11 protein-coding genes are annotated in these 14,494 nt (G+C 52.3%); 2 read left to right on the top strand and 9 right to left on the bottom strand.

Annotated elements, in window-relative coordinates:
- From DW033_RS08380 to DW033_RS08340, 9 genes are all read right to left on the bottom strand, one after another.
- Entirely contained in the window at nucleotides 1–1,887 is a 1,887-nt protein-coding gene (locus DW033_RS08380; RefSeq protein ID WP_057326643.1) for an endonuclease/exonuclease/phosphatase family protein, read from the bottom strand.
- Nucleotides 1,888–1,901: 14 nt separating this feature from the next.
- Nucleotides 1,902–2,924 (bottom strand): low specificity L-threonine aldolase, encoded by a 1,023-nt coding sequence (locus DW033_RS08375; protein ID WP_005868076.1) that lies wholly within the window; start codon nucleotides 2,922–2,924, stop codon nucleotides 1,902–1,904.
- Between the two features lie 76 nt (nucleotides 2,925–3,000).
- Nucleotides 3,001–3,315: a type II toxin-antitoxin system RelE/ParE family toxin gene (locus tag DW033_RS08370; RefSeq protein WP_008778261.1), complete on the bottom strand. Its 315-nt coding sequence runs from the start codon at nucleotides 3,313–3,315 to the stop codon at nucleotides 3,001–3,003.
- On the bottom strand, nucleotides 3,297–3,533 hold the full coding sequence (locus DW033_RS08365) for a hypothetical protein (protein WP_005868073.1): 237 nt from the start codon (nucleotides 3,531–3,533) through the stop codon (nucleotides 3,297–3,299). Before DW033_RS08365 ends, DW033_RS08370 begins: the two co-directional genes overlap by 19 nt.
- Nucleotides 3,534–3,601: 68 nt before the next feature.
- The gene (locus DW033_RS08360; RefSeq protein ID WP_008780322.1) at nucleotides 3,602–5,284 is read right to left on the bottom strand and encodes a hypothetical protein; all 1,683 of its coding nucleotides are present in this window, start codon (nucleotides 5,282–5,284) and stop codon (nucleotides 3,602–3,604) included.
- Between the two features lie 10 nt (nucleotides 5,285–5,294).
- Nucleotides 5,295–6,455 (bottom strand): DUF4249 domain-containing protein, encoded by a 1,161-nt coding sequence (locus DW033_RS08355; RefSeq protein WP_008780321.1) that lies wholly within the window; start codon nucleotides 6,453–6,455, stop codon nucleotides 5,295–5,297.
- 12 nt (nucleotides 6,456–6,467) lie between these two features.
- Nucleotides 6,468–9,221 carry a TonB-dependent receptor gene (locus DW033_RS08350; RefSeq protein ID WP_122382643.1) on the bottom strand — a complete coding sequence of 918 codons (2,754 nt, stop codon included), beginning with the start codon at nucleotides 9,219–9,221 and terminating at the stop codon, nucleotides 6,468–6,470.
- Nucleotides 9,218–9,910 (bottom strand): hypothetical protein, encoded by a 693-nt coding sequence (locus DW033_RS08345; protein WP_122382642.1) that lies wholly within the window; start codon nucleotides 9,908–9,910, stop codon nucleotides 9,218–9,220. The genes DW033_RS08350 and DW033_RS08345 overlap by 4 nt, the downstream gene beginning before the upstream one ends.
- Before the next feature lie 38 nt (nucleotides 9,911–9,948).
- Nucleotides 9,949–11,679: an ATP-binding protein gene (locus DW033_RS08340; RefSeq protein WP_121960878.1), complete on the bottom strand. Its 1,731-nt coding sequence runs from the start codon at nucleotides 11,677–11,679 to the stop codon at nucleotides 9,949–9,951.
- 165 nt (nucleotides 11,680–11,844) lie between these two features.
- On the opposite strand from DW033_RS08340, the gene DW033_RS08335 reads away from it, so the two are divergent.
- A complete protein-coding gene (locus DW033_RS08335) occupies nucleotides 11,845–12,189 on the top strand; it encodes a hypothetical protein (protein ID WP_005855952.1) in 345 nt (114 codons plus the stop codon).
- Between the two features lie 119 nt (nucleotides 12,190–12,308).
- Complete coding sequence (locus DW033_RS08330) at nucleotides 12,309–14,480, top strand: BT4734/BF3469 family protein (protein WP_122297599.1); 2,172 nt, start codon at nucleotides 12,309–12,311, stop codon at nucleotides 14,478–14,480.
- The last annotated feature ends 14 nt before the right edge of the window (nucleotides 14,481–14,494 follow it).

Genomic DNA, 14,494 nt, shown 5'->3' with positions numbered 1-14,494 from the left:
TTATAGTTTCAAGTCTAATAAGGTCTCCCCTTTTGCGTTCAACACTCGTACACTCATCTCGTCTCCTTTCTTCCGCAATACCATCACCGTAGCCGAATCGAGCTTATACCCCCCGCCTACGATCACCGGGAAGTTGTTTCCCAACGAGTCTTTCGGGTGGAAGGCGTATTGATGCGTATGGGCGGATATATTCACGTTGAAAGGGGCTTTCGCCAACAGGCTTCCCCAAAGCTCCGGACAAGGCTCATAGGCATCCCCGTTTCCGTAGATAGGGATATGGTTCAATAAAACCCGCTTCGAGGCTTGCTTAAACTCCTTGCCGCTCAATTCTTTCGAGAGGAAATTCACTTGATCTTTCCGGAGACCGGTGAAATCGTTCAGGCCATAATACACCCATGTGCTATCCGGTTTATCCTCGCCGCAATCCAGCATGACGAAACGGGTATCTCCCCAGTTGAACGCCCCATACGTCTTATCGCCCACATAGTCAAACAAGGCACGCAGGCCGATCGAGTAAGCGTTGCGTATCTCGTGGTTGCCTCTAAGGAAGAAAGCGGGTACATGACTGGCGCCCACCTTCCCGCATAAATAAGCCAAATGATACAAAGCTTCTTTCTCATTGGCGGGATCGTCTATACAATCCCCGTTAAATACCACGAAATCATAAGGGATATCACGCACTTGCCCGTATAAGGCGTCTAGGGTCGGGATATGCTTATGCAGGTCGTTAAAGATCAAGGCCGTGAAATCCTTTTGGGATGCGGAAGGGAGCGTGAAGGTGTAGAACGGGGATACCGCCGTCTCGCCAAACTCTTTCTTATAGGCTTGGTAAAGCATGATTTCCTGCGAGCATACCCGGTAGTAATAGGTTTGCCCCGGTCGTAGGTCCGTCAGCCGGATCTTATTATGCAAGCCGTTGCATATCACTTGACCGTCCACGATGGTACGGGCCTTTTTCAGGTTCAGCGTGTCCGTACCGTATTCTACCCAACTATACGTAGGGACATGGGTCTGCCACATCACCGTTATGCCGCCCTCCGTAGGATTTTGGAGATAGGGCGCCGCATAAAAGATCTCTTCCGGCTTAGCCTTCAGACGAACCTCCGTTACGACCGGGCGATGATCCGATGCCACCGCCTCTTCGGGAACCCATGCGGACAAACGGGTAAAGGGCTGTCCATTCTTTACATAACCCGCTATATAGTCCAAACAGCTATCCGGCGTGAAAGCCGGGAATGTAGCCTGTTTAGGATTGCTCAACAACTGGAAATCCTTGCTGATTTCCGTGATAAAGGGGGAATGCGCCGTAGCGTTCCAATCCCCGGCGATAAACAGGGGTTTATGCGCGGAAGCGGCTTCCCGCCGAAGGATCGGCAAGGAGAGCATCCGGTCTTCCGGCGTCAAGGAAAGGTGCGTGCAGCAGAAGATATATCTCTCAAACTCGACCCATAGCAAGACCCGTTCCTCCTCCCGTCCGGGAAGGGCGATATAGCGGTAGCTCACCGGCTTCTCCTTGCTCAGCATACCTACTCCGTATTTACCGCCATCAAAGTCGATGGCCGGGGCGTAGGTAGGGAACATCAGGGTGCGTTCTCCCAGTGTCCGGAGCACGTCGATCCCGCCGCTTCTTCCGGTCACGCTATCTACCTCCTGTACGGCGACTACATCGGGGGCTACCTTACGTATAGCCTCCGCTATACGCCCGAGGTCCGTCACCTCATCCATGCCCCTTCCGTTGCGGATATTATAGCTCATGATACGCAACGTATTCCGCTCGGCATCGCCGCTTTGCTGTGCCAATGCCTTATTTATGGGCAAACATCCGATCATAACGATCGCCCAAATAAACCATTTCCTCATAGGATTCGATCTAATGTTTATATTCATTTTATATCTATACCTTAACCGAATATCTCTTTCAATGACTGCTCGAACTCAGCGATATCCTCGCCGGAAGTATCCCAAGAGGTAACGAGACGGGCCTCGTTGATCTCCTCGTTCCACATATAGAAGAAATATTTATCTTGCAACTTCCTCAACGCCTCGGCAGGGATCGTGAAGAAGAGCTGGTTGGACTCGATCTTCTGCGTAAAATGAATCTCCGGGTATTGTCGTAGCACGTCCGCTAGCTTGGCGGCACTGATATTCGCTTTCATGGCGTTCTCCAACCAGAGGTTATTTTCCAGATAAGGGATGAACTGGGCGGAGAGATAACGTAGCTTCGAGGCTAGCTGAGCGGATTGCTTTCGGTAAAATCGCAGGTTCTCCGTGATCTCCGGGCGGAACGAGACCACGGCCTCTCCCATCATCATACCGTTTTTCGTGCCTCCGAAGCTCAAGATATCCACGCCTGCGTCTACGGTCACTTGGCGCATCGTGCAATTCAGGTAAGCGCAGGCGTTCGCCAAGCGGGCTCCGTCCATATGCAGATACATATCGTACGAATGTAAGAGATCGGCGATCGCTTTCACTTCCTCTATCGTATAGATCGTACCTAATTCCGATACTTGGGAGATATAAACGGCCTTGGGTTGCGAATGGTGGCAAACCCCGAAGTTCTTCAGATGGGGACGGATCAATTCCGGTGTCAGCTTACCGTCCGTCGTAGGGATCGTGACGATGGCGCAACCGGTCATCCGTGCGGGGGCTCCACATTCGTCTACGTTGATATGGGCGGTCTCGGCGCACAGGATGCTATTAAACGGACGGGTTACGGCTTGCAGGGCCACGGAGTTCGCCCCCGTCCCGTTAAACACGAAAAAAGGAGAAGCATCCTTGCCGAACACTTCTTGTATCTTACTCGTAGCGGCCTCTGTCCAAGGATCATCACCATATCCAACCGCATGATTATCATTTGCCTTGATGATCGCATCCATTACCCGGGGATGCACGCCGGAATTGTTGTCACTAGCGAAACTTCTCATCTTTAAATCTGATTTTTCGCCAAAAGTACGGATTTAAGATGAGAATGAGGATATCTTGAATTGTTTTTATTTCATATCAACGACGTTGACGGATGCACATCTCCAACCGCCCGGGACTTTGTCTGCAATCCCAAACAATCAAGACCTCTATTGTACAAGACTTGATTTCATAAAATAAGGCATAGTTACCAGATAGCACATAACGGATATTCTCATCCTCTGTCTTGATCCCCATACGAGGAGAAGAAAGGATTAAACGCATTATCGCCCTAAACTCTCCTAATAATTTAGTGCTGTACGTTTTACTCTTATTACGTTTATTATAATAGTCAAAAATTTCGGTCATATCATTCAAAGCTGATTGAGACCAAATCAACTTTCGTTTACCCATCGCTCCATATATCTATCCAGTCCTTCATCTTCAATAAAACGCCCCTCCGAGATATCTTCTCGCGCATGCTTTATGGCAACCTTTACTTCCGGCGAGAAGCGAAGGGCTTGCCTTTCCTCCATCCTATCAATCAAGCTCTTGATACGATGTAACAAATCATCATCATTTATGAGACTGAGCCGTTGTATCAATGATAATTTCAATTCCAATGTTCCCATAATCTTCAATCCGATTTAATTTCCCATAGTAAGGTTACAAAGATAAATAGAATAATCCATACCGCACGTTATTTTACCTGAAATTGTTCCGTCGCATAGAGGGCCTCGCCGGTTTGGGTCAGGCCTTCGATGGTGATGGTGAAATCACCGGTCAGGTCGGAGGTGGTAAAGGGGATGGATATAGAGGACTCGCCGGCTGTCCGGATATCGGGTCGCCAAAGTAAGGTATGGCGGAAATCCGGAACAGGAGATCGCTTCTCGGCCTCTGTCCGGTAAGCGGGCATATAGAAGATGCGCTGGGCTTGCGTGCCCTCATAATCAAAGAACTGGGTGGAGTTATCGACTACCAGACCCGGGTAATTATGCTCATAAGAGGAGAAGGAGGCGATACCGTCGAATATCTGCCCACCGAATACGTACTTACCTTTATACACATCGATCTTCCGGATTTTTAGGGGATCGTACTTAAAAATGATCTCGTGATCGGTGATGGGGATACCATCCAATAAAACCAATGAGTTACCGATCGTATACCCGATCCGCTCCTCGGTCAGGACCGCCAACCGGCGAACCCCATCCATCTTACGGAAGCGGAGGCCGGGGATAAACTCGATCACGACTTCCTCCATCGTCGTGAAACGGGTGTACTCATCCAAAAGATAACTCCAATCCGGTTGCCACTGGAACCAAGGCTTCTCCGCTTTTTCCCGAACCAAGGAATCAGACCGGTAAGCATGCAACACCTGTAGCCCCACGCTCCGCTTCACCAACTCATCTTGCCAAGCGGGATTCAATCTCAAGGCAGGAAGCTCCTTCTCCGGATGCGTAGCGTAAGGAGATTCGATGTCCACCCGGTAGCGAGAGGAGGAAGGGGATAAAGCCACCGTCACGATCTCGTGCGTCCCAGATATATGTTTCGTAAAGAAAGTCACCTCCCCGGCAGCGCCCAGTTGCCCCCCGAAAAGGCGGATCTCCCCCCCGGAAAAGCCCAATAAAGGCCTCACCGCCTCTTTAGACGAAGGTTCGCCCGTGGACAGATCGATCACTTTCCCCGTCAGGATCGGCCCCTCGTATTCCGCCAAGAATTTATGATCGGCAGGCGATGACCCCGTAGTAGGCATGCTTTGTTTCCAATCAACGATACCGCTCCGGGCGGAAGGTTTATACAAGTCGATCCCGGCGATAGAGACCGATAGAGTCTGTAGATCCGGGGGCAGGCCGTTTATCCGGATCTCCCCCCCTGAACGGGTATCATAGGTCATACGGTCCGGTGATACGGAAACCGGGCCCTCTCGCCTCGTAAAAGAGTAAGTGGGCAATAAAGTATCCGTCAGCAGGGCCTCATTCGTCACGAAGGTGTTCACCACCGTCAGCGGCTTCTCAAAGAAGACCTCCTCCCCCTCGTTCCGCATATAACGGGTATAGGCAACCAGCCGGTAGTTTCCGGTCGGCAAGGTAGAAGGCAATTGCAGGCAACCATTCCCTACCCCCTTCTCCAGCACGAGTCGGGCTTGCACGACCGCCGAGGCGCTATCCAGAAGCTCCACATACCCGACCTTGCTCACGTCGGACAACCGTTGGTCCAAATCCGTGGCAATGAATTTCATCCATACAAGCTCGCCCGACAGATAAAATTGCTTATCCGTTTGCAGGTAAACCCGCTCTCGCAATTCCCCTGCGAGAACCGTTTGCCCCGCCCATAAGAGGCAGAGGAGCGACAAGATACATTGTTTTATCATAGACTTCTTCATAGCAACTAAATTATAAATGACTGGTAGGCCACCAAGAGGGCTTCTGTTTCGAACCAAAACGGCCGCAATCCATACAACGTTTCAGCGCATACGTATTACTCGCCGCATTCATCGGATTATAGGAAACATATCCGTAATCCGGATTATTATCATATTCCGATCCCTGTACGATCGTGCTTGCGCAGCCCGTAACCTCGGCCTCATATACCTTCTCTATCTCCGGAAAGAAACGCTTGAGGCGAGTCACTGTCGCTACTTCCACGAAACCGATCACCGGAACCTCCGGGTCCGTCACGCAGCGGATATTCCCTTTCATCTCGGAAGGAATAGGGGCAAACAAGCTACCAGACTCCTCTATGTTCTTCTGCAAATTAAAATAGTAGTCGTAAGCCTCCCGGTGCAACGCATATTGTTCCACCTCCGCATGATACAACATCGAGAAACGGCGATCGCTGGGATGATACGAGGCGATACTTTTGTTAGCGATCACGTTCTGCGTCAGCCTATCGGAACTGCCTAGGGAGATCACCTTCGAGCTGTCCTTCCCCCAGCAATAATACCAATTATTCGATGTAAGTAAATCATATATTACGACCGTATTACCCATTTTCTCGGCAGCCATGAAGATCTCCGCCTTCACCTCCCAATTCTCCTTATACATCCAGCGGAAATAAGAGGATCGATCCGGGGCATTATGCGTAGACACACAGAGACGGACCTCCTCTCCCGGCCCCTTCTTCAGCAAGGAGAGAGAGTCGATCGGAGGCGTTATCTCCGGTCCCAGATAGTCCGACTCATACTCCAGCCCATCCAGCGAGATATGTAGCCGGTACCGGCTACCCGGGTCCAGCTCTCCCATATCCACCTTATACTCTCCCTTCCCGGAAGAATTAGCGCAAGTGAAAACAGCTCCATCCTCACGCTCCACCACCACCTTGGCGTTATTCACGAACTCATCCTCCGTGAAATCGTCGGTCAGGCCCACGCTTCTCCGGAGCTTTATCGTAGTCTCGCCATTCGTGATGATACCATCCACGACCAACAAATCCCGTACCTGCTCCAAACCCTTCGGCTCGTAATCCGTGACACAGGCGGACAATAACAACAGCAAAGCCCCCAGCCACCAATGAAAGCCTTTTATAGAATCTTTTATCTTCGCTTCTTTCCTCATCTCAACTCCCCCCTAAAATTTAATATTATAAGAGACAAACGGGATAGGCACCCCGAATATCGCCATCTTATATCCCTTTAATTTCCCGTTCTCCGATATATAATACACCGAGTAGGCGTTCTTTCGCCCCGTCAGGTTATAGACTCCGAAAGAGATCGTGCTATGCGTGAGCAACGTCAGGTGGTGGCTCGGCTCGATGTTGAACGAGGCGTCCATCCGGAAAAAGTCCGGGATGCGGTATTGATTACGGTCCGAATAGTAGACAAACTCCCCGCCCCCGTAATGATATTTGGAGACCGGCAAGGTGATCGGCCGTCCCGTGCTATAGTCGCAATTCAGCGAGAAGCTGAAACGATGCGTGAACTTATAGTTACCCACGAACTTCAAGTCGTGCGGCTTATCGAAATCGGCGGCGTACCAATCCCCCTTGTTCACGGGAGTGACGATCATCGGGTCGTTCTGCCGCAGTTGCGTGCGAGAGTAGGTATAGCTTACCCAGCCGTTCAACTTCCCTTGCGTTTTCTTCACCATCAGCTCCACGCCATAGGCACGCCCCTCGGTCCTCAGCACGTCCGTCTCGATGTGGTGGTTCATCAGCAGCTCGGCGCCGTTCCGGTAATCTAGGTAATCCTTCATCGTCTTGTAATATCCCTCCAAGGAGACCTCGATCGTATTGTTCAAGAAATTCCGGTATAGCCCGGCGGCCACTTGCATACCCGTCTGCGGCTTGATGTTGGCGTCGCTCAGCTTCCACGTATCTGTGGGCGACATGATGGTCGTGTTGGATAGCTTATGGATATTCTGCCGCATCGTATTAAAGCCGGCCTTCACGGAGAAGTCCTCGGTAAAGGCATAACGGGCGGATACCCGGAACTCCGGCCCGTGGTAAGTCTTGAACGCCCCGGTCTTATCCACCGTACCCGTCACGGTAGCCAAGGAAGGCAGTTGGTCGTCGGCATAGAGATTATAGGTACGGGGCCCCAATACGTTAAACATGGAATAACGGACCCCCACGTTCAAGGAGAGTTGGGAGGTGATATCCCAACGATCGCCCACATAGATAGCGGACTCCACCGCTTTCTCCTTCTCCATCCGGTCCTCCTTCACCAACGACTCCCCGCCATAGGGAAGGTATTTCCCCGGCTCCAAGTCGTAAAACAGCGAGCTGGCGCCGAAATCCAGCGTATGCTTATCGCTCAGGTAATGCGTGAAGTCCATCTTCCCGTACATCTGGTCGATACGGAAAGCGAGGGAATAAGCGTTCACCGGGTTATCCGTATTACGGGTATTGTAGCCATAATGGTCGTAGCCAGCGGTGAGGACCCCCGTGAAACGATCCGAGAAGATATGCCTCCATTTCACCGAGGCGTTGGCGTTCTCGTAGGCATACCGCTCATCCACGTTAAAGCGGAAACGGTCGTGGCTATAGTAGCCATTCAGATAGAGGTTGTTCCGCTCGTCGAACTTATGGTTAATCGTGGCGTTCAGGTCGTAAAAACCGGCGTTGCCATCCTTATAGCCGCTCTTCTCGGGGAGTTTCTTCAAGATCCAGTCCGAGTAAGTGGTACGTCCGCCCACGATAAAGGAGGTCTTCTCGGAGAAGAGAGGCCCCTCCAAGGTAAGGCGGCTGGTCAGCAAGCCGATGCTCGCCGATCCCTTGAACTCCTTCTTGTTACCCTCCCGGCTGTTGATGTCGAGTACCGAGGAGATACGTCCGCCATACTTGGCGGGGATACTGCTCTTGTACAGCTCCATGTCCTTCACCACGTCGGGGTTGAAGACGGAGAAGAAGCCGAACAGGTGGGTCGGGTTATAGACCGTGCCGTCGTTGAAGAGGATCAAGTTCTGGTCCGTCGCCCCGCCCCTCACGTTAAAGCCGCTAGAGGCCTCGCCCACCGCCTTCACGCCGGGAAGCGACATGACTACCTTCATGATATCCACCTCCCCGAACGCCATCGGGATATTCTTTATATCCTTCACCTTCAAGCGTTCCACTCCCATCGTCGTATTCCGCACGTTGGCGATCTTCTCGGAGGAGATCGTGACCTCCTTCAAGGTGTAGACCTGTTCCTCCAGCTCGATATCCAGCTTGCCGTCGGAATGGAGCATGATCTGCCGCCGGGTGTCCTTCATGCCCATGCCTTGTATGTACAGCTCGTGTCGTCCGGGAGGGAGGCGCAGCGTATAATAGCCGTAAGCGTCGGTAGTAGCCCCGATCATCGGGTCCTTCACGAACACGGCCACGCCCACCATCGGCTCGCCGGTCTTGAAATCGCTGATATTACCGGTCACCGTGACCCGGTCCGCCGCCTTGCCCGAGGCGTCGCCGATCTCGTAGACCTTGTTCTCCGAGGTAGCCTTCTGCTGCTTCCGGCCCGCCATCAGGGAGATACCGGAGCCTTCCTCGTCGCCATCGCCCTCTCTCCGCTTCTCCCGCAGGAAGAAGTTCTCGGGCAGGGAGGTCATCAAGGTGTTATCTCTCAATACAAAGAAGGCGCCGCCATACGAGGATACTTGGAAGGGAGTCCCCTCCAACGCACGCCGCAACGCCACCAAGGGCTCTTCCTTCTCACTGTGTACGCTAACGACCATGGAGTCCGTCTCCAAGGGTTGCCGGTAGACGGGCTGTCCGGTCTGCCGCTCGATAGCGTTGAACACGACATTCAAGGTTACTTGCCGGAAATCCAGATCGACCGTCCGCTGCGCCCTCGCCGTCCAGCCGGACAGCAGGCACATTACCATACCGATATATAGGCTCTTTCTCATGGGATCTCGTTTAACTGTTCATACTGTCTCACCACGGCTACGATGGCTTCCTCGGGAGCGTGCTTGAAATCCAGCTTTCGCCGCTTGATATACCGGGCCAGCTCTTTTTTCTTGGACTTGAGGACCTTCAACACGGAGCCTTTGCTCCTCACGGTATAATAAACGCCCTCCTTCCGGATGTAGTATTTTACGGACTGATCGAAGGATTCATCGACCTGCATATCTTTTATCGTCTTAGATAATATACAAGACCATTTCCCCAGTACGGTACACTTCCCTTCATACAACCGTAGGTAATAGCCTTCCGGCAGGTTGCCCGACCGCTCGTCCGGATACCTGTAGAAGATATCGTACCCATGAAACTCAGCGTAGTCTACCCGATCGCTCGGCAAGACGATATTATAGCGATTGTCCGGAGAGAGCAGTAATAACTCATTCTTGTACAGGTCTAAGCGCATTTTCACGTCCTTGTAGAGAATGCCTTCGAAGCTAAGATCCCCGGGTACGTATTTCTCGCTCTTCAAATAGGGGTGATTTCTTATCGAGGTGGGATATTTTAATTGCTCCTTCCCATGGTAGATCACGGCTTGGCCGGCGGCGGAAGAGACATAGTCATCCACCGCATCTTGTGCCCTAGCCGTAGCGATAGCCAACGCGCATACGCATAAAAACCCCAGAAGCTTTCTCATAAGATACAGATTTAAAGTTTCATGCCAAATATAGGCATTCAATCACAAGCCACCAAATCCCAGCCTTTAAATATCAGTGTTATCAGGCGAAGTTTCGTATTTCCCTTCGTCTCTCTCACTTTAGGATCTTCGGCATAACGTTTCAATTGCCCGGCAGCCTCAGTCCTCAGCGATTCTATCTCCGGGGTGGAGGCGTCACGACGGGCATATTTCACCTCTACGATATAACTATAGACGATCTCCGGTTGATGCAACAAATCGGGCATCATGTAGAAGTCCGCATATCCCTTATTCGCCTCATACTCCGGATGAATTATATAAGTACGGGTCAAGCCCAAGTAAGCCAACAAAAAGCCCTTTACGTGCGCCTCACCCTCGATAAACTCACGGATAGAGCTTTGTCGCTTCAATTCAGAGGCGAAGTACTCAAAGACAGGTTTCCAGTTTCCCTCGTAGGCCATGCTAGCCACGAGCATCCCCAGCCGATCCATCTCGAGGGAAAATAAATCGGCGCTCCGGTAAGCCTCCACCAAATAGGAGTACAACTGCTCACGAACCGTCAAGTTAGGGATCGCCAATAGGGTACTCCCCCATTTAGTACCCCGTATGGTAAGCAGCCCGAAATAATAGAGCAGGCTCTTAAAATTATCCGGTTTTGCCAGATCCTCGGCGGGGAAAGCCGTCTTGATGGTACCTACGGTCTCGCCATTCGTCACGATGTCTTGGATGATAGAGGCGTTCATGCCCATTTTCTTGTCCAAGCGAATCAAATGACGGAGCTTATTATAATCCGTACGGATGTTGTTATCGATCATGTTCTCCGGAACTTTTTTCAACGGAAGATAATGATTCAGGAAATACAGCACCATATCCGAGTTATACATCGGCTCGTGGAGCGAATCTCTCGAGAAACAGTAATTATCGTACCATGGCTTCATCACGCCGATCACCTCATCTACCTCTCCGGCCAGCATATCCACGTCTTTATAATAAGACAACATATCACGTACCTCCCGCTCGCTAAACCCGATAATCCCGTTAAACCGGGGATCGGTGCTCATATTGGCACCGATATTGAATCCACTTGTCACGTCATCCATGGTGACCGGAGAGACTCCCGTGATGAACATACGCTTGATCGGTCCGTTTCCCGTGGCACCTTCTTTCAGCTTATTAAAGAAATAGCGGAAGAACCCCGTGCCATGTGTCAATTTACGGTAATGCTCATTCCCCACATTGGCGAGTATGGCGTTCGTGAAATTATCATACTCATCGATGAACAGGTAGATCGGAAGATCCAGCAACGTAGCCTGCCCGATCAGGTAGTTCAATTTCTCGTCCGCATTCTTGAGTCTTTTCAATTCACTGGCGAAACCGGGATTGAACATATGTCCGTAAAGCCCGGCGAAAAGATCGAAACGCATCGAGCAATTATCATTGAACGAGGCCAGCAATCGATCCGGGTCCGGATTCACGCCGGCGAAATTAAAATCGAGCACAAGGTATTTCCCTTGCTCCGCCGTAGGATGCGAACCGATATACAGCCCCTCGAAGATTTCCTTGAAACGATCCCGCCTATAGATATCGTAATACCATCTAAGCATGTTGATAAACAAAGACTTTCCAAAACGCCTCGGGCGGATCAAGAAGAAGAAATTGGCAGATTCCTCCAACCACTCGATATAATGAGTCTTATCCACATAATAATACGGCTCTTTCCTAATCCTCTCAAAATCCGTCAGTCCGTAAGGAATCTTCTTTATTATCATAGCGATCTTTGTTTTTATGAGTAATTACAAATATAAGCATATATATCCGGCAAAGCAACAACTTCCGAGGAATTATCACGCGGATAATGTACCTTTGCGACGTTTTTAACTTTAACAATTAATCATATATGAAAAAAAATCAGTTTCCGAGAAGCGGAAACAAGCGTGAGAAAGCTGCTGGATAGTTTGGAAAATGCCCAAAAGGCATGGGTGGACTTGAAAAAAGACGCGAAAGGGGCGCATAAGTTGTTTAAAGACTACCAGCCGGAGGAGGATCTGGTTAAACGGGAGAAGATCATCTACACGGGCTCCGTGAAAGACTTCGTGCGGCTGACGCTGCCCATCCTCGATGACCAACGGTTCCGGGTGAACGGGCAGACGAACCGGGAAGCCATGATACGGGCGCTGGACGAGGTGTTCGAGATACACCCCAACGGCTGCCCGGAGCCAAGGAGCTTCCGGAGCATCCTCTCGACGGCGCAGGAGGAATACGGGAAAGCGCATGAATAACAAGCTTCCCGTTTTTCACAACAAAAGTTAAAACTTGGGAGGCGTCCCAAAGCGCCTCCCTACCTTAGCGCCATCAAGCCAGAGACACTGGCTCTTTTTTTATCACTTAAAAATATAGTATGATAAACACGTCATTATTCGCCCTTTTCGGACGATACAAGGGAGACGCCTCGCTAGCGGGCGTACTGGAAAACATCCAAAGAGGAACGTACAAGCAGTTCATCGACGAGACGCGGGAGGCGCTAGCGTCGGGCGATAAGGAACTGGCCGCCAAACTAAAGAAAAAACTGCCCGCTTTCACCCCACAGGCCACCTACTCCGGGAAACGCCTCGACCCTCACATCACCCGCTATAACCAATTGGTGGTACTCGACATCGACCACGTAGGGGAACGGGAGCTGGAGCGTATCACCCCGCTCGCCACGGAAGCGCCCTACACCGTGGCGTATTTCCGCAGTCCCAGCGGCGACGGGGCGAAACTCATCGCCTACGCCGCCACGGACGAGACCGCCACGCCGGGTAATCACCGGAGGGTCTATGAAGCCATGAGCCGTTGGTACGCCGCCCGGCTCGGCGTGGAGCTGGATACCTCGGGCAGCGACATCGGGCGGCTTTGCTTCGTATCGGACGATCCCGCCCTATACCTCTCGCCTGCCTACCGCTCTTGGCTGGAGGGTACCGGCGAGCTACCGGAGGGCCTCGCCCCGCTACCCCTTACTTGGAAGGAGGAGGTTAGCGAGACGGCTCCCGGGGCGAAGGAAAGGAAGGTGGCCTCGCCACTGGAGAAGGCACGCCGGACCGCCGAGCGGAAAGGCGCCTACGCCGAGGGCAACCGCAATAACTTCATCTTCGTCATGGCCGCACGGGCGAACCGGCTGGGCGTGAAGCGGGCCGAGATGGAGGCTTACGCCGCTACCGCCTTCGCCGACTTGCCGGCGGAGGAGCGCCTCGCCGCCATCGAGAGCGCCTACAGCCACGTGGAGGAGCACGCCGCCGAGACGAGCGCCGCCACCTCCCGGAAAAAGGGCGGGGGCCCGCTGGACGTGGTCGCCGTGGAGGCCTATATATCCGAGCGTTTCCTCACCCGCAAGAACGGCGTGAGGGGGTACGTGGAGGTAGCCACGAAGAAAAAGCGGAACGGTCAAAAGCCGGTCTTCAAGCCGGTGACCGACTACTGGGTGAACTCGCTCTGGCGGAGTCTCCTGAAGGACGGCCACTACTGCTCGCATAACGACATCCGGGCCATACTGATGTCGGACTTCAGCGAGACGTTCCACCCTTTCCGCTCGTATTTCGAGGGGCTGGCCCCGTGGGACGGGGTGACGGACTGGATCGGGCAGCTGGCCGATACCGTGGACACCACCCGGCCCGCCTTCTGGCGGGGTTGCCTCAAGCGCTGGCTTATCGCGCAAGTGGCCGGATCCATGGAGCTAGGCGTGGAAAACCATACCATCCTGCTGCTGGCCGGCGGGCAGGGGCTGGGCAAGACCTCGTGGCTGCGGAACCTCGTGCCGCCCGAATTGCGGGACTATCTTTTCACGGGCAATGTCAATCCCTATAGCAAGGGTTTCCCACAGATGATGGTGGACTGCCTCTTGATCGTCATCGACGAGATGTCCGGCCAGAGCTACGCCGATCTGAACCGCCTCAAGGCGCTCACCTCCACAGGGGTCATCTACCTGCGCCGCCCGTACGGACACTATGCCGAGACGCAGATACGCCACGCCTCCTTCGCCGCCACGGTGAACGACTTGCAATCGCTGCCGGACGATAACGAGTCTCGCCGCTTCCTCTGCTTCGAGGCCACACGGATCGATTACCAGTCGCCCGTGCGACACGCCGACATCTACGCCCAAGCTCTCGCCCTCTTCCGCCGGGGCGAGAAATACTGGTTCTCCGGCGAAGACATCCGGAAGATCAACGAGAACAACGAGACCTTCCGCCAGCGAAGCCCCGAGGAGGAATTGTTCTTCACCTATTTCCGCAAACCGGAGCGTTTCGACACGCCACAGTATCTTACGGCGAGCGATATTATGACGAAACTAAGTGTATTTACACGTATCACGCCGACACGTTCTAATATAGTTACGTTGAGCAAGGTGCTGAAAAAACATGGTTTTAAGCTCACGACAATACGTGGAAAACGCCTATTTGAGGTCGTAGAGATCACTCCGGAACAGGTAAAAGACAATTTTTTGAGCACCCCGGAAGAAAAGGGAACGAAGAAGGAAGATGAAAAGAATCATACTGATAACCAAAACAATACAGCGAATCCTAAACTTCCATTTTAAAGCAGGGGGTGCGC

This window comes from Parabacteroides sp. AF39-10AC, assembly GCF_003635405.1.
Taxonomy (GTDB): domain Bacteria; phylum Bacteroidota; class Bacteroidia; order Bacteroidales; family Tannerellaceae; genus Parabacteroides; species Parabacteroides distasonis.
Note: the sequence above shows the minus strand (reverse complement) of the source record. Positions and strands in the feature narration are given on the sequence as shown.